The following is a 20,290-nucleotide window of genomic DNA, read 5'->3' as shown; positions in this document are numbered from 1 at the left end:
TTGAAGGTGTACCTTAACTCTATAGAGAGCCGGAAAAAATGATATATAGTCCAAAACAATTAGCAGATATGATGCTACTGATACGTCAGAAGAATGGCTGGACACAATCAGAACTAGCAAAAAAAGTCGGTATCAAGCAAGCGACGATCTCGAACTTCGAGAACACCCCTAACAAAACAACACTTTCTACCTTCTTTAAGCTTGCTCAGGCAATGGACCTAACATTGAGTATCCAAGAAAAATCACAGATTGTTTCGTTAAATGAAAATGATGATGAGAGTTGGTAATGCAGAAGCTAATCGCATACATGAATGGTGAACTTGTTGGCACTCTAGAGAAGCATAATAATGGTGCTCACACTTTTCAATATGATAAAAATTGGTTAGCTAATTCGGTGACCCGCCCAATATCATTGTCTTTGAAACTTCAGTTACCAGCTATCACTTCTGATGCGGTTATAAACTATTTTGACAATCTCTTGCCGGACAGCCCTCAAGTCAGGGATAGAATCGTTGCAAGGTACAAGGCGTCATCCAAACAACCATTTGATCTCCTGAAAGAAATAGGAAAAGACAGTGTTGGTGCGATTGCTTTACTTCCTCCAGAACGCCTTTATAAAAAAGAACCACTTAACTACGAAGTCCTGAATGACAAAAAACTAGAAACTGTTCTTTCTGCATATAAGTCTGATATCCCGCTAGGGATGCTCGAAGAAGAGGAAGACTTTAGAATCTCCGTGGCAGGTGCTCACGAGAAAACGGCTCTCCTATTCGTTGATGAGCAATGGTGTATACCGAAAGGAAACACCCCCACCACTCACATCATCAAACTGCCAATAGGCGAAATACAACAAGCTAACGCGACACTCGATCTCAAAGATAGCGTAGAAAACGAGTACCTTTGTATTGAGCTAGCTAGAGCTATAGGATTCGCCGTTCCCAACGTCAATATAATCAAAACAGACAGCATTAAAGCTTTAGCTGTGGAGCGCTTTGATAGGCGCTGGACAAAAGACAGAGCTGGATTACTACGCTTGCCTCAGGAAGATATTTGCCAAGTATTTGGTATGCCATCCTCCATTAAATATGAATCTCAAGGTGGCCCCTGCATAGCTCAGATCATGGAACTGTTAATGGGATCAAGTAATGCTCTAGAAGATCGATATAACTTCATGAGATTCCAAGTATTTCAATGGCTCATTGGCGCGACAGATGGACACGCTAAGAATTTTTCGATCTATATTGATAAAGGAGGGAGCTACAGACTCGCTCCATTCTACGATATTTTATCAGCCTACCCACTACTGGGAAGAAAAGGGCTCAATATCAGAAAGCTAAAACTGGCGATGGGATTGACAGCAACGAAAGGCAAGAAGTATGAAATCAGTAAAATCCTGCCTCGTCACTTTTTGGATACAGCTAAAGATGTAAACTTTAGTCAAGAGACGATGCAAGAGATAATTGATGAAATGAAAGATGCCTTACCTAAGGCAATGTTACAAGTAAGAGCTACATTGCCTGAGGGCTTTCCTGAGCATATCGTAGACTCAATTTTTGAGAATACTCAGAAAATAGTTAAGAAGATTTAGCTATATAAAACTAGAATTTTCGGGGGAAATAACATAAGCGGGTTCTGTTCCTTTTTAAGGTTGAAGATTTTCTCTCAAAGTAGTGGAAACACAAAACGTAATCCCCCTATTGCTTAGCATTGCATTTAAAAACCATTATTTCTTCTCTGCCTTCCAACCAGTCGTTGACACTTTCCCCCAAGAGAACATATGCTTACCCTGCACTGGCAAAATCCAGTGTCAGGATTAGGACCCTGCGTAAGTTAACTTCAAGCGTATAAATACCAGCTGTTTTTCTGCTCTATTTGTATGACGCTTTTGCACATCTAAACTATGTGAAATTGTTGAGACAATCGACAATAAACTGAACTATGGTGGGCTGAGCGGGGCAACCTTCGGGTTGGCCGTTACTTGGAGTGCGGTAGTCCTAACCCTGTTCAGTTCACCACCCAATGATTAGGACCTTTGTGTGGTGATTTTATAAAATTACTCCAGGAGGTTCCCATGAACCACGATAGTGAATCCGAATTTTACCTGCAAGTTGAAGATTTTATTTTAAACGCCAGCACAAACAGCAAGCTGAATAGTGCAGAAGAGAATGAAATCCGCCTATTTCTATTAACGTTGTTAAATCACCATAAACAGCAAGATATGGCATAACCATAATATGAATTGCCAGCGAGTTATCTTGGCTGGCAGTTTTTACTCTCTTAAATTGACAGTTCGTAGAGCAACATCTTAGAGAGTAGCCCCACCCTACCCGCATCATCGTTCTACTACTTATCTACTTTTTCGCAAAAAATAGAACCCAATGAAATGGCGAACTGAAAGGTGCCGTTCACTCCCGTCTTTCGTTTGTATCATTTTAGCAGTTTCGTTATCAGCTCATTTCAGCCGACTAGTACAGGATAGAGAGCAAATAAAAACATCTATGCAACAAAACACAGTTATACGTGTAAATGTTAACCAAACGAGTTGAAAATAGAATTATTTATATAATTCAGTGATATAAACAGCATAAATACATTGATTTACGTATTAAAATGCTTACTCAATACCACAAATAGCAACATGTTGCATATTGCTTTGTTTATTTGGAATCAAAAGCATGAAGTTTAATTATAAGATCGTTGCAGCATCATCACTGATGCTGGTTTTAACCGTTGTATTTTTAACGGTAGAACAACTCTATACAGTGAAAGCTCATATCGCAGCTCAGGTGAAAACCGATATCAGTGAAATGCTGACCAGCGTAGAAAACTACACCACCTCAGAATTGTCAGCACAAAAAGCGCTGGCGAAGAGCATCACCGAATTTGCTCAGCTTTCTGCTGAAAACTACCCCCATGTACAGCAAGTGGTCGAACAGCCACAAGTGAAAAAGTCATTCCTCGCAGCAGGTATGGGCTACGAAGCCAACGGAAAAATGCTGGAGAATGTGGACAGCTGGGAAGCGGATGAAAGCTTTAACCCGAGAGTACGCCCATGGTATCAGCTTGCTAAACAGAAGCAGCAGGTCGTACTGACAGAACCGTACTTGAACAATTCAACCGGTGAAATCAACGTTTCCATCGGCAGTCCGGTACAGAGCAACGGCAAATTTATCGGCAGCATGTTCTTTGATGTTTCTCTTACTAACCTGTCTGATGCGGTAAACCAGTTCAACTCTTTTGAATCCGGTTACATTTTTATTGTTACCCGTTCAGGAGGGACTATTGCCCACCCGAAAAATGATTATAACGGCAAAAACTTAGAGGCGTTTCTTCCTGGCGTTGCTATCAAAGAAGGTGTTCAGCGCATCGAACTGGACGGAGACGAACTTCAGATCACCTTTAGCAGAATCCCTGAGTTAGATTGGTATGTGGGTGCCGTTGTTGATGAAGAGCTGGCGTATTCTGCTATCGACGATCTACGTAACAGTTCTATTATTTATTCAATCATTGCGCTGGTACTGAGTATTCTTGCCCTGACGTATCTTATTCGTCGTTTCATGCGTCCGCTAAACGATGTAAATAGCGCGATTGAAGATATCGCCACCGGTGACGGTGACCTAACTCAGCGTCTAAACCCGAATACGGATGAAGAGTTCTCTGTTCTGGCCTCTGGTTTTAATACCTTTGTTGCCAAGCTACAAGATCAACTAAAACAGTCCAAAGAGTTGAGTGTCAGTATCAAGCAAGGTACAGAAATGACCGCAGAAGGTGCTAAGAACTCCTCCATGGCCATGAGCACTCAGCTTAGCGAACTGGAACAATTGGCAACAGCCATGCACCAGATGTCCCTCACCTCTTCAGAAGTCGCGAACAATGCTCAGTCTGCCGCAACCTCAGTGAGAGATGCAGAAGATGCCACTAATAACGGCAGCGAACTGGTCAGTAATACATCTCAGACCATTGAAAGCTTGTCGCTAAAAATTGAACATGCAGTAGACGAAGTCAAATCGCTGGCAATAGCATCAGACAATATCGAGTCCATTTTGAAAGTGATCAACGATATTGCCGATCAAACCAACCTACTGGCACTGAATGCCGCCATTGAAGCCGCTCGTGCCGGTGAATCAGGTCGCGGGTTTGCCGTGGTTGCTGACGAAGTCAGAACACTGGCACAAAAAACCCAGCAGTCGACCACTGAAATTAAAACGATGATCGATCAACTTCAGTCTGGTGCCCGTTCTGTTTCTCAGGCGATGGGTGAAAGTCAGCAGGCTGCACAAATGGCCGTTGAACAGGCATCAGGTGCCAACTCTGCACTAGACGATATCCAGCAATTGATCGTCACCATTAGCGATATGAACACCCACATCGCATCAGCTGCGGAAGAACAGAGCCTTGTTGCTGAAGAGGTAAATACCAATACTCTGAACATCAAAAATCTGTCAGAGCAGGTTGCCAATGCAGCTTCTAACGCAAACGCCGCTATGGTTACTCAAATAGCAAACGTGAACGCGCAAGACAAGCTGCTAAATAGTTTTAAAGTGTAAGTAAACTCCATTCAAAGCCCTCTCCGTTATTAAACTGAGAGGGCTTTTTTATAAGCTCTGCATTCACTCTGTCTGTCGGTTACCGTTCGTTGAGCATTTAGATCATCATGATCGAAATGCTCAATAGGCTGTACAAAGTGATTTATTTACCATCTACAACCTTACTGACTTTCTCCTACGCATACTGTTAACTATGATTTTCTCGAACAAATCGTGCGAAATTATCTGATATTACTTTCATTAATGCAGGACTAGACTTAGGCGTTCGCAAATAATAAGGAATCGAGCATTAACGATGAGAAAAGTATTGTTTCCTAGCAAAGAAGGTGAAAACTTGTCTGACCCTTCTATCTTCCTGAATCACATTCTTGAGAATGAGCTTGCACAGCTAGGAGTAGAAAATGTTTTGTTTTCCATTATTAATAGTGAACGAGTCTCAGTGAAGCAAAAAGTAGTTGGCTTTAGTGAGCATCAAATCAGCATTTATCAAGCGCTTCAAGAGCATGATGTCTATCTACAAACCTACTTAAAACACAAATGCACTAGCCGAATTGTCTATTTGCAGAGTTTGCTTCCGGTACATCACATTAAAAATTCGATATTCAATGATATTTTAATACCTACTATTGGTTTTTCTCACACTTATAGTGGCCTTCACCAATTAGAAGGTGGCTTTATAATGGTTTTGAGTTGCCATAGCCCAGAAGCTCTTTCTTATTCGCAAGAGTTAAAACTGAATGAGATTTGGCTACTGCTCCACAAATGGTCCAATAACTGGTTAACTCAACAATCTCTAGAAAAATCATGGGTTAACTATCAAAGAAACACCATAACGAACACCAAACTAGATCATTTAAGTGATGCCGAATATCAAGTGTATGTTTTGCTACTTAAAGGGTTTAATGGCAGTGAAATTGCCGAACTCAGGAAGGTGTCTAAAGAGACGACGCGAACCCAAATTAAGCAAATATTGCGTAAGTTTGGTGCGCGCCATCAAAACCAACTAATTTGTGATTACTACAATAATAATCCTGTTCTTAATTGGTAATATACTCAAGTGACCTCAAGATGCTGGATTCAGAGCGACATCAACAGGTTCAGTTCAAGAAAGATAATTGAAGGAATGGCATTCCCTTTCAAGATTATCTGACGCAGAAATGGGCGTGTTGATGTGCTCCCAAAGGGCGAGTTTTATTGGCTCCTGCTCTGTGTTACTGATTCTTGCCGTAGAATGACTATGCCTTCAAATCAGTGCCTTGATCAGAAGCCAATAAATTCTCGCAGAACAAGCTCCTTGAGTATACATGTTATGGGTTACAAGTATCATTATCATTACTAACCGGAGGGTTTGTATCTAAACTCGCCTCTGTATCGCCACATATTCGATCAATACGCCCATCAAAATACTCAATCCCTCGGGCCCACTGACCATTCTCATCATGCACATCTTTTACAAGATAGTTTGTTGCTTGGGTATAATCATATCGTGCTCTTGCCCATGCTGAAGCACCGTGACCTTCTTCACTATAAAAATCGACATCAATAAATGAGAGGGAGTTTAGTACCGTATGCGAGATGTTATCTGGGTTATTTCCCAAAGTGAAATGTCCAGAGTACTGAGGGTGAAACCCACCATTCGGATACATTAATCGAGTTTTATTGGTTAAAATATTTCCATTGCGAATACGTACACCAAGCACTTGCCTTGATGGATTGGATGCTAATGTCACTGTCTTACACTCATCCATATCGGCAATAGCTGCTGAAGAAGCGTGATTCTCGATATTGTAGATAACCCCACTGCCAACTTGCTTATAATTCTCTAAATACACGCATGTGTATGTATTGGTATCGGTCGTTCTGTCATCCAGCAAATAGCTAGACTCTAGTTTGATGGTTTTATCGTGATTGTAAATATAGCGCATGATCTCATGGGTTTCCGTGGTAATCACGTTTGTTAAATCATCACTATTCACATGATCATACTTTCTTATATAGCCATCTTCCGTGGTAATGTGCTGATAACGAATAGTATCTCCATCATCTTCAAAGTAACTTACCCGTACATAAGTTGCGTCTGGATTTCCTGCTTTTAACGTGGTTTCATTTTCAAAAGCAACTTTAAGTTTACTCACAGTCTCTTTCGCTTTCGTATGTAACGCATTGTTGCCCGATGCCACGTAGTCAGAGTATAAGTTCAACGAACTGACGGCGTATTTTTCCATCACCTTATCTTCTTCTTTGGCCACTAGCTGTTTGAGTTCCTCTACCTTCGATTCATCTGATACCAGCTCTGAACACCCCATTTCTAAGCCATCTAGATGTAAATTACTGTTTGCACCATTCCAAACTTCTGTTGTGATTGGAGTGACATATACCTCAGATGTTGAATTCTTAAAAGAGAGCGGAGGAAAGGTCATTTTGTAAGGTTCGGTCACTGGTGTATTTGGGGTGTCGCTATCAATCGCGCCAACAGGAACTACCGCGACATACGGTACATGCTTCCAGCATGGCTGAGCACTAATCGTCTCTTTGGTAAACTCAAATGATCCATTTGCCCCTGTTGTCGTTGAAGGCTCTCCAGCATCATGTTGAGAGTTGAAGTTGAGATCCATAAATATCTTGGCTCCTGTAATATAGCCATCGATAAGTTTTCCTGTCACCTTTTGATCCGTTGCACTGTCTGCACTATCTCCGCCACACCCGAATAAACTAGTGCAGCTTAACCATGCCACTATAATTTTGTTTAATGGGATATTCATAACTACCTCGACTTGTTACTGCTTTTAACGTTATTTTCTTAAGGTAAAGTTATGTTTGAGGCACTATTTTTTCATCACCCGTATGGGTGAAAATGACAAATTCAGTAGTAAAAAGCAGTGATGTCTGATTGGATTTATTAGGCTGTTAGAGGGATACAATAAGTTCGAGCAGATAGGACACACAGCAATAAGCATCTCATGTTTACAATTCGTTGAGCATTTGGAACATCATGATCCCATCGCTAAACAAGCCATTAAGAGCAGACTGCATGCTATGTCGTTCAAAACAACTGACTGATTTGATGCTTCTCACCAGACAAATAACAACAATAAGTAAATAATTACTCACACAATTCAATCGAAGTTTCGGTTTAAGAGTCGGCATACTCCCCTCTCCCAGTCTATTAAGTTCTCTAATAAGCGGAACGAAAACTGAATAAAGTTCACTATTGCCAACAAAAGAAAGGCAGATTCATCATTCTTCACCTTTACTAGCCACATGCGTTTCTAGGTAGGTGATACAGGCACAGCGCAATAGAGAGGTGAAGTTTCTCATATCTAAATTATTGTCTAGCGCTTCTATATACAGCTTAGATATAAATAAACCAATTGTTTTTCCTTGAGAATGAGATAACTGGTTTAATATGTCCCAAAATATGTTCTCCAGACGAATGCTGGTAACTTGGCCACAAATTCGAACAGATCGAGTTGTTTTACAGTAGATGGAAGGATTACCTCCAAATAAAAATAAACACATAATAATCATCCTTCTCAGTAGCTTGAGACATGGAATATACCGAACAGCTTTCTCAAATTGAATGATTTAAAAAACAATAAAAATAATAAAACGCACTAGTTATTATACGAAATATCGATAAAACATTTATAATTTATTAGTCAACTTCATATACATCTTTTAATATCAACATTTTCAATTTTGACATTCCCTGCAAAGAAGAAGATACCCCACTTGTACCAAAACCACTCATTTTATGTCCACAAAACGGTATTTCGAAACTTCGATGGAGACTTGCCCCATTAACAACAAACACACCAGACTCTATTCTCTTTGAATAGCTGATGGCTTTTTTGTAATCTTCGGTAAAAACAGAAGCGCTTAATGCGTATATTGAAGAGTTGGCTATATTGATGGCATCTTCTTCATTATCAAATGGAATAATCGCGACAATTGGCCCCAGTATTTCCATGTCGGATGCCACATCTGCCGTTGATGGAATGTTGGTTATTATCGTCGGAGTGTAACGAGAGCCAAACCGTCGGCCACCATACACAAGCTTTCCTCCCTGACTTAAGGTGAGTTTAACCTGTCGCTCCACTTCTCTTGCCGCTTCTTGGCTTATTAAACAACCGATGTTTGTTAATTGATCCTGAGGGGAGCCGTAACGTAACTTGTCCAGTTGCTCAACGCTTTTATCAACAAAGCGTTGAATTTGAGAACTGTGAATAATAAAACGTTTACTGGCTGAGCAGACTTGACCAGTATTGTACATACGCCCCTGTATCATCTCTTTAACAGCGAGATCCGTATCGGCATCTTCACAAACAATAAATGCATCATTGCCACCAAGCTCGAGAGAAACTTGAGCAAGACGATCACTACAACTTTTCGCCACCTTTAAACCTACTCGTGTCGAACCAGTAAAGGAAACCATTTTGATATCGGGATGACGCGTCAGTATCGGTCCTAGTTCTTCACCGTGACCTATCACAACTTGGATAACACTTTGTGGGACACCCGCCTGTTTTAATAAGCCGACTAATTCTCGAACAGCTAATGGTGTTTCAATTGATGGTAAAACAATCACTGCGTTCCCCATCATCAATGCCGGTGCGACTTTTTGGCAAAATAGATCACAAGGAAAGTTAAACGGTAAAATGCAGGCAATAACCCCAAGAGGCTCCCGCGCAGATATCTGAATATTTGCTTGCTGGCCAGCTTCACTTTCGCCAGGAAACGATAAATTATTAAGGTGTTTGGCTTTTTCGATAAATGCAAGAAAGCCGATAATAATATTGTTTATCTCTTTTATCGCTTCAGAAATAGGTTTTCCTGACTCTTGAGAAAGTAGCGAGCCAAGAGCACTTTTATTTATTTTTACTAACTCGACAAATTTATATAATATTTTCGCTCTGTCATTGAGTAGCTTTACTGACCACTCTTGCTGTCCTAAAACGGCATTATGGATACAACGTATAACATCAACCTCTTTAGTTTTCTTTATTTCCTTTACCAGTTCATTGTCATAGGGGTTCACTACTCTTAAATAATTTTCACTTGCCATTTATTATCCCAACATAAGTCGTCGCCATTAAAAAGCTGCCATTAAACAGCTGTCATTAAACAATGGAGCAAATACATTCCATAAAAATCATTTTTAATTTATTTTAATATTTTTATTTATAAGCAAAACAATTAATTTTAGCTTAATATTTTATTATTTAAACAAGAAGAATTTAGAACGATGTAGTAGTTATATATGATCTTTTATTGCTGTGATTTCTGCCAGCTAATAAATAAACTTAGTGAAACAGAAAGAGGTCACAAGGCTTACATGTCACGTTATGACCTTTTATCCACATCACCTGTGACCTACATGACTTAAAGAAGTAAAGTTTAAAGGAGCGTGTTAACACGCTCCCAAACGGCATTAGTAACTTAGCTAGAACACTGTTTCTTAGATCACTCGGGATAGATTAGTTTTCGGAACTCATCAAATGGCACCGGACGGCTAAATAGATAGCCTTGAGCCGCCTGACAATGATTCTCTCGCAAAAAGTGCTGTTGTTCCTCATTCTCCACTCCTTCCGCAATCACTCCCAGTTTTAAACCTTTAGCCATAGCAAGAACGGCCAATACTATCGCACGATTGCTTTCAGATCCCGTTAACTCTTTGATAAAAGAACGGTCGATCTTTAAATGATCGATAGGTAATTTTTGCAAATACGAGAGAGAGCTATAGCCAGTACCAAAGTCATCGATGGCAACGCTAATTCCTAACTTTCTCACCTCTTCTAAAAAGAAGCGTATTTTATCAAAGTCATCCACCAGCACCCCTTCCGTCAACTCTAGTTCTAAGAACGAAGCATCAATATTATTCGCTTGTACGCTTTCGCGAATAAAATCTAGTAAGTTGCTATCACTCACCTGTGCAGGTGATAAGTTAACCGATAATTTGATCTCTAAGTTCTGTTTATGAAGCTCCGCCAATAGCTTACTTGCTTGCTGAATAACCCACTGGCCAATAGCCAGTATCAAGCCTGTTTGCTCTGCAATTGGGATAAATTCATCAGGAGAGACGACACCATAAGAAGGACGAAGCCAACGTATCAGAGCCTCAGCTTTAACAATTTTACGCGTCTCTAAGTCCAGTACTGGCTGCAAATAAAGCTCAAACTGCTGCTCTTTAATTGCTTCTCTTAACGCCGCTTCCAACTCGTTTCGTTGACGTAACTGCTCTTTGAGTTCGGCAGAATAAAACTGAACGGCTCTTTTGCTCTCTCTTTTTACAGTAAATGCCGCAAGATCAGCATATTTCATTAGATCTTCGGCACTTTCACTATCAAGAGGAAAATGAGCAACACCAATGTTAATTTCAACATTACAACGATATTGCGACAACACTTGAAATGGTTCATTGACCGCTTCAACCAAGCGTTCACTCACCAGAGCACAAGCAAGCTCATCATCGTGATGGAATATAGCGGAAAACTCATTTCCACCAATCCGAGCAAGTAGGTTATCACTCCCTAAAATAGGTTGCATACGAGCAACAATGTCTTTAAGGATTTGATCGCCAGCAGAGTAGCCGTAGGTTTCGTTAATGCGTTTCAGATGTTTTACATCAATCTGTAACACATAAAAATCTCTATTAAGCTCAATCGCATTTTGTAGGCACTGCCAAAAATATTGTCTGTTCGGTAATCCGGTTAACACATCAAAATAGGTGAGTTTTTCATTGCTTTGTTGCAGGTACTTTTCTCGGCTTACATCAGTGACTAAAAATACCCAGTAGTTCACAGCATCTTTATCGGTGACAGGGCAGATAGTGACTTGTAACCATCGGCTCAGTTCTGGCGGTTTTAACCAATAAACTTCACCACTCCATCGGCTTGAGGTATCAAATACTCGTTGAAGTTCAGGAGATTGACGTCGGCATAATTCCAATAACATTTTCGCAGGATTGCCACTTTTTGGTTTTGCCGCATCAAACAAGTAGTAGAGGGCAGGGTTTTGCTCTATTGCGTGCATGTCTTTGTCAAAGATAGCGATGCCAAAATCTGCACTTTCTATCACATCCTTTACCGGCAACTTCACATCACTAAGCTGTTGGTTACATACCGTTAATTCTTCTATTCTTGACCGAATTAACTCATGCTGTTCCAAAATAGTGTCGTTAGATATCAGTAACTCTCGAGCGATTTGTAGGGTATTTTGTCGACGGTTATATTCATTTTCTAAATTAAAAATAACCAAAAAGTGCTCACCATTACGACTAATAGCAGAGGCTTCAAGTCGCAACAATTGATTGTCTATCTGTTCACTCCAAATGCCTGAGTTTATCTTCCCCTCGACTCCTTGGTTCCAAAACTCAACAGCATCATAAAGAAAGTCCACTAAGTAGGCAGGTTCTTGCTGAAAGGTAAATGTTTGATCAAGTTGCAAATGCTGATTAGGAAACAGCGAATAGAGCCAGTTTTCATTGGCATAGAGTAATTTATAACGCCCTTCACTCAATCGCTGTACAACCGAGCAATCAAGTATTCCCATATCCTCAAGAAAAGACGCTAACATATCAACCTACCTGTTGATTAACTGTAAATTCCGCTACGCGAAAAAATAACTCTTCAACACCTGCACCTGTTTTTGCGCTGGTTTGGTATTGCTCTCTAAACATTGTGTGCAGTTCACTATGCTCTGCAATGTCCCATGTTTGTGCCATTGGCAAATCACACTTGTTGATAACAAGTGTGATAGGAATATTGCCCGCCGCTCGAACCAAGCGGCATATTTCTAGTCCGTCTAATAGTGATTGAGGTCGAGTTTGATCAACGACAACAATAGCCGCAGCCGCCCCTCGCAGAAACTTAGCGTTAAATCCCGCATAGCGATCAACACCTTCAATATCCCACAACATGAGCAGCACTTCTTGGTCGTCAAGGCTTACGCATTTCTTGTCTATTTTAACCCCTATGCTGGTGAGATATTTTTCTGAAAAAATACCTTCTACATATTGTTTAACTAGACTGGTTTTACCTACACCTGAACCACCTAACATGCATATTTTTTTTTGTATCATCTAATTTTGCACTCTCTCCGAACTTTCAGGTAAAAACTTAATTACCCCAAACGCTACACGTCGAGCACCGTAACTTGAATCTAAAATCCCTAAGCCAACGGATCTCACTATATTTGGATCAACACCTTGTTCTATTAACTTGTCTCTCACCACATCAGCACGTTTTTTACTCAATATTTGATTATAGCCCTTGGTGCCGAGAGGATCGCTAATTCCCATAATTACTATCTGTATACTTTGCTTTAACTTGGATGACATCTCTGTCACGGAAATCACTGTCCCACTTAAACTTTCTAACGCCCGCACTCCTTGCTCGTTCAAACTACTCTGGTCGTTCTCAAAATGAATGCTAACGCCTTCAATTGTGGTAATTAGTTGGTCGAATAAAAACTGATCTAACAAGCCACCATTTATGCTGTGCTGACTCACCGTGACTTGCTGCAATATCTTCGCCATTTCAGGGCTGTCTGGTAATCTATCTATCCGCTTTTGAATTAACCGATAGCGTTGAGGTGACAGCTCTCCAACAAGCTGAGTGTTAGATGATTCATAGGTCAACTCTGGAAAGTCGTTTAATATTGCATTAATTCGGCGTTGCAGTAATTCAGGCTCTAATGACTGAAATGGCTGTTCATTGATCTGCCATGGAACATCAACTGAGGCAGTCTCACCAATCCAGCTAGTCACAGGTTGAGCAATGGGATCTCTTAACACATCGACGCATATTTCATTTTCACAACGTTCAGCATTGAGTAACACGATACCAGCCGCAGGCGGCAACTGGCTGACTTGCCATGCGTAGTAATCTAACTGCCAACGTTCATATAAATAATAGCCGATAAATGAGAATAGACCGAAAAGCAAAACTAACGCCAACCAAGGTCTCTTCTTAACCACATCTTCTTGCTGCTTTTGCTGGGAAAGCAAGCAGTCTGTTAGTTGTTGTTCGGTATTTTCAAATGGCGCTGAGTTTCCATCGTATGTCTCAAGTTCATCACCATAAATTCGGTGAATATCCTCTAAGGTTAACTGTAGCTGCTCACCTAAGTGAGAAGGAACGGTTCCTGACACTGATACTGCGGCGACAAGTATGGCTCTTGGTCCACGCTTTATCAGCAGTGTAAAGTCATCTGTTTTGATCTCGTCTAAGCTTTGCTCACTGCTATCGTCTTGCTGTGAAAAAGAGTCGGAAACAAAGTCATTTATGGCGGTAAGCATCGCCGAGACCATGTCGGCATCGGTGGTTTGAGTTTTATCTTTTACTACCGTATTCAGTAGTAAGCCAGTGTCTTGATGAATAAGAAGTACTTGTTCAACTCGGAACAAAAATGTTTGGCTGACCACATACTGAGAATAACTGACCCCTGCTTGCCACGCTTTAACGCGCCATTTCAGCCCTTTATAGGTCAAACTGCTTTCTAAAAGTGCATTGGTTTGCTCAACAAGTTCAGAAAGAAAGGCGCTAACTGACTTTCGGACTAAACTACCGACCAAAGGATAGAGGTAGCTGACAAATTGCTCTTTTCTTGCGACAACAGACGCCTCCACCGATTTCTCTACTAGCGGCGTAAGTACTTTACTCACCGTACCATCTGATTTTTGGCGATCGTGTAAAGCTTCGGTTAGAACGTTACTCACAATGTCTCGTGCATTCTCCTCCATGGTATCTCGGACAAGTTTATTGTTGTCACCCAAGAGTAAATGGCGAATATGCTTCATCTGTGTATGTTCTTCTGTATCAGTCCCCTTACGGTTACTCATAACTCAACTCAAAAATTTTCGTCAGTTTCAAGATTGTCAGCCACGGTAGCCAGAAGCCTAGCCAGGGTTTTTCTATCTGTCTTAGAGGTGTTGAGTTCTTTTTTCACTTGGTTAAGGAGTTCAATTGTTTGATCATGCTGTTGAGTAAACTTATCTGTTAGCTGATCTATTTCGTTATCTAACCGTTTATGAAGATCGTCATCCTGTTGCTTGCTGTTCGCGTCGTTCATTTCGATTTCAGCCGCAAGTTTGTCAGCATAAGCGCTTAACTGAGATGTTTTTTCGTCGTGTTGATTGTCCACCCATGAAATACGATCTTCTAAGGTGTGAACATTATCTTGGAGGGAAGCTTGCATATCAGCCATCTGCTTTTGCAAACTGTTCGCTGCGTCGTTAAAGCCTTCACGCATCTCTTGTTGAAGAGCCGCAAGACGGGCTTCAAGATCGGCTTTGGCCGAGCCGAATACAATATCTCTAAGTTGATCCAACTCAGAAGTATCCACATCCGCGCTGCTATTCTCTGTTTCTGTGTCTATTTCTTCTACTTGTTCGTTAACCTCAACCTCATCGTGCTCAGCCATTATAATTTCCTTATTCAAACCAACTTACGTTTTGCTGCGATTCAATCGTATCGCACAACTCAAACTCTGGACGAAAATCACTTTTTCCTAATTTAATATACACCTAACTAATAATAAGGAGCTAATTTCATAGGTAATTTGATCTCTTTTATGAGAAATAGAACTGACCTGAAGTACTTGCTACAAAAATAATCTCGATGAAAACAGTGGCTAGCTAAGCACGTTCTCTTCTCTCATTCTGATATTGCTGGCTATCTCTTTTTTTCAGTAGCAAGTTACCCATTAATTAACTATAGGTAACTTGCTTATAAATATACTCAAGTGACCTCAAGGTGCTTGTTCAGCGAGAATTTATTGGCTGCTGATCAAGGCACTGATTTGAAGGCATAGTCATTCTACGGCAAGAATCAGTAACACAGAGCAGGAGCCAATAAAACTCGCCCTTTGGGAGCACATCAACACGCCCATTTCTGCGTCAGATAATCTTGAAAGGGAATGCCATTCCTTCAATTATCTTTCTTGAACTGAACTTGTTGATGTTGCTCTGAATCCTGCATCTTGAGGTCACTTGAGTATAAAAGATTATTTCAGTATAGAAGAGATAGTTGCACTGGGATGGAAGTAAGGAGCGATATATGATCTCTAGCAACGTTTCACTATCAACGCAGTGCCCATTCCACCGCCAATACACAATGAGGCGAGACCATACTGACGTTGAGTTCTTTGAAGCTGATAAACCAGTGTTGTGACGATGCGATTGCCAGAAGCTCCAATAGGATGCCCTAACGCGATGGCTCCTCCACTTAAATTACTGCGTTCCAGTAACCAATTTTTCTCAAGATTATGCTGTTCAGTCAGAGAGTGAATAACACCTAAAGCTTGGGCTGAAAACGCTTCATTCAGTTCAAAAACATCAATATCGGTAATCTTTAACTCCGCTTTTTTTAAGGTATTTTCAATCGCGGATACAGGCCCTAGTCCCATGATTTCAGGGGCTATGGCACTCTGCCCATATTCCACCAGCTCAGCAAGAGGTGTCAGGTTATGGTGTTTCAGTGCCTGTTCAGATACCAATAAAATTGCCGAGGCGCCATCATTAATGCCAGAAGCATTTCCCGCGGTTACGCTCCCTTCCCGTTCAAATACAGTTGGCAGTTTTTCTAGCCCTTCAAGGGTGCAATCCGCTTTCGGGTACTCATCTTGAGCAACGATGGTTTGTTTGCGACGTTTGCTTATGGTTACCGCACTAATTTCGTTATCAAAATGACCATTTGCTATGGCGTAACACGCTTTTCTCTGGCTGCTCAATGCAAAATCATCTTGTTGAGTTCGGCTAATTTGGCACTGCTTAGCAACGTTTTCAGCCGTTACTCCCATGTGATACTGATGAAAAGCATCCGTTAAACCGTCTTTAATAATGCTGTCTTCTACGGTTTGATGTCCCATACGGACACCACGGCGACTCTGTCCTGAAGAGATAAAAGGTGCATTCGACATGCTCTCTGTCCCACACGTCATTACAACCTGCGCATCTCCAGCTCGAATATGGCTAGCGGCATCCATAATCGCTTTCATGCCGCTGCCACAAATCATATTAATGGTATAAGCAGGTACCGTGTTTGGTATCCCTGCGTTTATAGAGACCTGACGACCCGGTCCCATACCACTGCCCCCAGTTAAAACATTACCAACGATGACTTCATCTATCGCTTCTGGATCAATGTTGGCTTGCATCAGCGTGGCATTCACAGCGTGTGCACCTAACTCCACACTAGATAATGACGCCAACGAACCATTAAAGCTGCCAATGGGAGTACGTTTTGCCGCCACAATAAATACTCGTTGCATAATTTTCTCTCCTTGTTTCACTTTTCATTTAGTCTAAAGAGAGGGCGAGAATGAGGATATAGTCAGAAATTCAAACCCGCATTGCAATAATGCAACTAGGATTTAATCGCCTATACGCAACATCAATACTGATGCGCAATGACCTTGGTTATAATCACTGACCCTTTTAGGTTAAATGGCAGGCAATGCGGTTAACCATTCGATTTGAGAAATTGATTGTAATAGTTGATGTCTAAGAAGTTCGTTTCAAATTCATCACTAGGTACAGGTTTGGAGTAGAAATAGCCCTGAGCAACATCACACTGATTTTCCGCTAAAAAATCTAATTGGAATTGAGTTTCGACACCTTCTGCCACCACCGAGATATTTAAGCTTTTAGCCATATTAATAACGGCAGAAGTTAACGCTCTATCAAAATTATCTATCTCAATATCTGATACAAAACTACGATCAATTTTAACCCCATCAAATTCAAACGTTCTTAGATAAGAGAGTGAAGAATAGCCAGTACCAAAATCATCAAGCCAAAGTTGAATACCTAGACTGCGTATATCTGCAAGTGTACTTTTTGCGAGAGACTCATCTTTCATTAAGATGCTTTCGGTTACTTCCACATGTAATCTGTTTGGTAAAATTTGATGTTTACTAAGTATCGCTGAAAACAGTTCCACTGGATTGGAACGGTATATTTGTCGCGCAGAAAGATTTACGGAAATGTAAAAATCTTCAGAATAATGCGCCTGCCAAATTTTTAACTGCCTGCAAGCGGTATCAATAACCCACTCTCCAAGTGAAATGATGACACCACACTCTTCTGCCACTGGAATAAACTCATTAGGGTATATCAGCCCTTTTGTTGGGTGACGCCAACGAATTAAAGCTTCTGCACCGACAAGCTCAGAGGTTTCGACAGAGAATTGTGGCTGATACCATAGTTCAAACTGAGACAAGTCATCCATCGCTCGACGCAAGTCTTGCTCTATCACCATACGAGCTTTAATTTGAACATTTAGTTTTTGGTCAAAATTCGCGTAGATATTTTTCCCCATGCTTTTCGCTTGATACATGGCAATATCGGCGTTTTTAATGAGTTCTTCAGCGGTTGAACCATCTTCAGGAAAGTTGGCGATACCTATGCTACCAGAGATCACGACTTCCTCTTTATCTAATGTTATTGGTACCTGAATAGCATCGATTAATCGTGTTGCGATCTTTGCGGTGCAAATATCGTCGCTAATATCGGGAAGGCAGATCAGAAACTCATCGCCACCGATTCTAGCGACGAGCTCATATTTAGATAAAAATGAAGTACCGCTAACGATAAAATCGTTAACTCGCAAATTATCCGTTATTCGAGTAGCCACTTCACACAACAGTTCATCACCCGCTTTGTGACCATAATTGTCATTCACAAATTTAAATTCATCGAGATCGAGAAAAAGCACAGAAAAACGTTCATTGACTGCTTTTCGGCTGATCAGTTGAGTCAGTTGTTTAATAAACAGTGCTCGATTAGGAAGCTTGGTCAACGAGTCATGATAAGCCAAGAATGAGATTTCATCGGTTTGTACTTTTAAGCTTCTTCCCATTTCATTAAATGCTTCGGCTAATTCGCCCATTTCATCATCACGATCAATCTTGTTCTCTGTTTCAAAATCACCTTTAACAATACTTTTCGTATGCGAAACGAGATCATGAATGGGCGAAACTAGTGATCGAGAAATGAGAATGGAGATAAAAATCCCCCCAACACAAAACAATAGTGCAGTAATGCCTATCGCTATCGTTATTTTCTGCAATCCACTCTGATTCGTTTCTGTTATATGGGACGTAATTTTATTCATGTCTTGATAAATCGGCTCTAAAGATAGAGTTAACACTACTCCACCAAGTAAATCCGTATCGATAAAGATGGGTTTCGCCATGATCAAATATTGGCTATTAATTGAGGTATATACCCGTTTATTGTCTATAACGCTGGTAAGCAGATCCTCATCCTGCAGTTTTTCACCATAGCTAGGAATGGTCTCTTCTCCGTCATGAAAAGTCGCACCACTCTCATCAAAAACAACGATGGATATCACTTCTTCTTTGGTTAACGCTGGCTGTAAAAGGTTGTAAGTCGCATCAAGATCATACTGATAAAATGGATTAACAACAGATTCAGATATGTAATCTAATATGCTATTGCCTCTTTTATAGGCTTGTTTTAGCAGGCTGGCTCTGGTGTCTTTTGTGCTTAGCTCCAAAACTTTTTGCGACGTGGTGTTAAAATTATAAAGTTGCACAATAGAAATCACAGTGATAATTATCGTCACCAATACGATATTAACCACAATAAAACGCCCTTGAATTCCTACTTTTATCTTCTTTATCACCATATGCCAAACCTACCTAGATGATTACGCAACGTATTAGTCGAATAATACGGTTTACAGTTGTTCTGCTACGATTTGCGCTAACTCTTTAGCTCGTCTAACACTGTCAGATGAATCAAACAGTTCATCAAATTTTAAGGTTTTTTGATAAGCTTTAAGTACTCTCTTACCATGTTCATTCTCATGAGCGTTTAGCAGTATTTGTACGATTTGCGTTTTTAAAGCAGGATCCATATCCGCTCTTAGCAACTCAACACCTCTAGGAAAAGGGATGCTTTGATAAATAATGTTATTCACTTGGCGAAAGCTTTCTGGCATATCTTCTTCATTGTTCCAATCTAAGTTGCTTAATGCTCCAGCATCTACAATACCTTTGTTCACCCAAGCTGATATATTTAGCTCCTTATTAGCAAACACATATCCAATGGCGTGTTCAGGGGCAACTTCTCTAGGGCTATCTAGGCGAACTAGCTGGTACCCGTTTTGAATTAAGATAGAGGCTGGTATAAAAAAAGAGGAACTGGACCCCATGTCTTGAAAGGCAATCGTCTTGCCTACCAATCCATCAAGTGAGGTAATGCCACTCTCCTTTTTAGCAAACATAATCGAAGAGTAATCTGCCACGCCTTTTTTCCAACGACGGAGCACAATTTCGGCACCGGCTTTATTTTGAAATTCCGTAGCCGAAAATACGGTTTCAGTGATCAGATCAACCTTGCCCTGCTGTATGAAACGAATCATTTGCTGATTATCTTTAGCAAACAGTACTTTTCCTTCCGTAATGCCAAAATCACTCAAATTGTCCGCCAGATAATCCGCAATAGGTTTAAGGTGCTTAAAGTGCTTTTTAGGATTAGTACTCACTCTCCCAACTACGATAGAGTCTCGAGTAAGCGTGTTCTTTTGATGACTAAGACTGTTGTCGCTGCTATTTGCGAGCCCCCCATTGGCATAGGTAACAGCAAATATAAAAGCCAAAGCTGATGTTAACTGACGAAACATGATTATATTCTCCTAGCCACGGTTTTATCGTTTATTATTGTTACAATACTTAATAATTAAGCTTAGCAGAGTTATATTAATACTGATGAATAT

Annotated in this window: 15 protein-coding genes; 5 read left to right on the top strand and 10 right to left on the bottom strand. The window is 40.6% G+C overall.

Annotated elements, in window-relative coordinates; genetic code table 11:
* Window positions 1–38 precede the first annotated feature (38 nt).
* The 5 genes from hipB (at window position 39) to CHJ_RS03115 (ending at window position 5,595) form a co-directional block, all read left to right on the top strand.
* The gene (gene hipB / locus CHJ_RS03135) at window positions 39–287 is read left to right on the top strand and encodes a type II toxin-antitoxin system antitoxin HipB (RefSeq protein ID WP_317916841.1); all 249 of its coding nucleotides are present in this window, start codon (window positions 39–41) and stop codon (window positions 285–287) included.
* Window positions 287–1,588: a type II toxin-antitoxin system HipA family toxin gene (locus tag CHJ_RS03130; RefSeq protein ID WP_317916840.1), complete on the top strand. Its 1,302-nt coding sequence runs from the start codon at window positions 287–289 to the stop codon at window positions 1,586–1,588. The genes hipB and CHJ_RS03130 overlap by 1 nt, the downstream gene beginning before the upstream one ends.
* 483 nt (window positions 1,589–2,071) lie before the next feature.
* Entirely contained in the window at window positions 2,072–2,227 is a 156-nt protein-coding gene (locus tag CHJ_RS03125; protein ID WP_317916839.1) for a hypothetical protein, read from the top strand.
* A 448-nt stretch (window positions 2,228–2,675) separates the two neighbouring features.
* Window positions 2,676–4,547 (top strand): methyl-accepting chemotaxis protein, encoded by a 1,872-nt coding sequence (locus tag CHJ_RS03120; RefSeq protein ID WP_171753063.1) that lies wholly within the window; start codon window positions 2,676–2,678, stop codon window positions 4,545–4,547.
* A 295-nt stretch (window positions 4,548–4,842) separates the two neighbouring features.
* Entirely contained in the window at window positions 4,843–5,595 is a 753-nt protein-coding gene (locus tag CHJ_RS03115; protein WP_171753062.1) for a helix-turn-helix transcriptional regulator, read from the top strand.
* A gap of 259 nt (window positions 5,596–5,854) precedes the next feature.
* Here the strand turns inward: CHJ_RS03115 and CHJ_RS03110 are convergent, their stop codons facing one another.
* From CHJ_RS03110 to CHJ_RS03065, 10 genes are all read right to left on the bottom strand, one after another.
* The gene (locus CHJ_RS03110) at window positions 5,855–7,309 is read right to left on the bottom strand and encodes a hypothetical protein (protein WP_317916838.1); all 1,455 of its coding nucleotides are present in this window, start codon (window positions 7,307–7,309) and stop codon (window positions 5,855–5,857) included.
* Between the two features lie 475 nt (window positions 7,310–7,784).
* Window positions 7,785–8,066: a ribbon-helix-helix domain-containing protein gene (locus CHJ_RS03105; RefSeq protein ID WP_171755291.1), complete on the bottom strand. Its 282-nt coding sequence runs from the start codon at window positions 8,064–8,066 to the stop codon at window positions 7,785–7,787.
* 136 nt (window positions 8,067–8,202) lie between these two features.
* Entirely contained in the window at window positions 8,203–9,612 is a 1,410-nt protein-coding gene (locus CHJ_RS03100) for an aldehyde dehydrogenase family protein (RefSeq protein ID WP_317916837.1), read from the bottom strand.
* 398 nt (window positions 9,613–10,010) lie between these two features.
* Window positions 10,011–12,122, bottom strand: a complete 2,112-nt coding sequence (locus CHJ_RS03095) for a putative bifunctional diguanylate cyclase/phosphodiesterase (protein ID WP_171755293.1) — start codon at window positions 12,120–12,122, stop codon at window positions 10,011–10,013.
* A gap of 1 nt (window position 12,123) precedes the next feature.
* Window positions 12,124–12,627 (bottom strand): Rab family GTPase, encoded by a 504-nt coding sequence (locus CHJ_RS03090; protein ID WP_171755294.1) that lies wholly within the window; start codon window positions 12,625–12,627, stop codon window positions 12,124–12,126.
* Window positions 12,628–14,388, bottom strand: coding sequence for an OmpA family protein (locus tag CHJ_RS03085; protein WP_317916836.1), 1,761 nt, complete (start codon window positions 14,386–14,388; stop codon window positions 12,628–12,630).
* 8 nt (window positions 14,389–14,396) lie between these two features.
* Window positions 14,397–14,969 carry a hypothetical protein gene (locus tag CHJ_RS03080; RefSeq protein ID WP_317916835.1) on the bottom strand — a complete coding sequence of 191 codons (573 nt, stop codon included), beginning with the start codon at window positions 14,967–14,969 and terminating at the stop codon, window positions 14,397–14,399.
* Window positions 14,970–15,611: 642 nt separating this feature from the next.
* Window positions 15,612–16,817, bottom strand: coding sequence for an acetyl-CoA C-acetyltransferase (locus CHJ_RS03075; RefSeq protein WP_317916834.1), 1,206 nt, complete (start codon window positions 16,815–16,817; stop codon window positions 15,612–15,614).
* Window positions 16,818–17,008: 191 nt separating this feature from the next.
* Window positions 17,009–19,198: an EAL domain-containing protein gene (locus CHJ_RS03070; protein ID WP_317916833.1), complete on the bottom strand. Its 2,190-nt coding sequence runs from the start codon at window positions 19,196–19,198 to the stop codon at window positions 17,009–17,011.
* 51 nt (window positions 19,199–19,249) lie between these two features.
* The gene (locus tag CHJ_RS03065; protein WP_317916832.1) at window positions 19,250–20,197 is read right to left on the bottom strand and encodes a phosphate/phosphite/phosphonate ABC transporter substrate-binding protein; all 948 of its coding nucleotides are present in this window, start codon (window positions 20,195–20,197) and stop codon (window positions 19,250–19,252) included.
* Window positions 20,198–20,290 lie beyond the last annotated feature (93 nt).

The sequence above is a fragment of the Vibrio sp. MACH09 genome (assembly GCF_033238805.1).
GTDB lineage: Bacteria > Pseudomonadota > Gammaproteobacteria > Enterobacterales > Vibrionaceae > Vibrio.
Note: the sequence above shows the minus strand (reverse complement) of the source record. Positions and strands in the feature narration are given on the sequence as shown.

What these genes read in the sequence shown, in the direction of transcription:
- hipB (WP_317916841.1), top strand. Translation starts at nt 39, where the DNA reads ATGATATATAGTCCAAAACAATTAGCAGATATGATGCTACTGATACGT.
- CHJ_RS03130 (WP_317916840.1), top strand. Translation starts at nt 287, where the DNA reads ATGCAGAAGCTAATCGCATACATGAATGGTGAACTTGTTGGCACTCTA.
- CHJ_RS03125 (WP_317916839.1), top strand. Translation starts at nt 2,072, where the DNA reads ATGAACCACGATAGTGAATCCGAATTTTACCTGCAAGTTGAAGATTTT.
- CHJ_RS03120 (WP_171753063.1), top strand. Translation starts at nt 2,676, where the DNA reads ATGAAGTTTAATTATAAGATCGTTGCAGCATCATCACTGATGCTGGTT.
- CHJ_RS03115 (WP_171753062.1), top strand. Translation starts at nt 4,843, where the DNA reads ATGAGAAAAGTATTGTTTCCTAGCAAAGAAGGTGAAAACTTGTCTGAC.
- CHJ_RS03110 (WP_317916838.1), bottom strand. Translation starts at nt 7,309, where the DNA reads ATGAATATCCCATTAAACAAAATTATAGTGGCATGGTTAAGCTGCACT.
- CHJ_RS03105 (WP_171755291.1), bottom strand. Translation starts at nt 8,066, where the DNA reads ATGTGTTTATTTTTATTTGGAGGTAATCCTTCCATCTACTGTAAAACA.
- CHJ_RS03100 (WP_317916837.1), bottom strand. Translation starts at nt 9,612, where the DNA reads ATGGCAAGTGAAAATTATTTAAGAGTAGTGAACCCCTATGACAATGAA.
- CHJ_RS03095 (WP_171755293.1), bottom strand. Translation starts at nt 12,122, where the DNA reads ATGTTAGCGTCTTTTCTTGAGGATATGGGAATACTTGATTGCTCGGTT.
- CHJ_RS03090 (WP_171755294.1), bottom strand. Translation starts at nt 12,627, where the DNA reads ATGATACAAAAAAAAATATGCATGTTAGGTGGTTCAGGTGTAGGTAAA.
- CHJ_RS03085 (WP_317916836.1), bottom strand. Translation starts at nt 14,388, where the DNA reads ATGAGTAACCGTAAGGGGACTGATACAGAAGAACATACACAGATGAAG.
- CHJ_RS03080 (WP_317916835.1), bottom strand. Translation starts at nt 14,969, where the DNA reads ATGGCTGAGCACGATGAGGTTGAGGTTAACGAACAAGTAGAAGAAATA.
- CHJ_RS03075 (WP_317916834.1), bottom strand. Translation starts at nt 16,817, where the DNA reads ATGCAACGAGTATTTATTGTGGCGGCAAAACGTACTCCCATTGGCAGC.
- CHJ_RS03070 (WP_317916833.1), bottom strand. Translation starts at nt 19,198, where the DNA reads ATGGTGATAAAGAAGATAAAAGTAGGAATTCAAGGGCGTTTTATTGTG.
- CHJ_RS03065 (WP_317916832.1), bottom strand. Translation starts at nt 20,197, where the DNA reads ATGTTTCGTCAGTTAACATCAGCTTTGGCTTTTATATTTGCTGTTACC.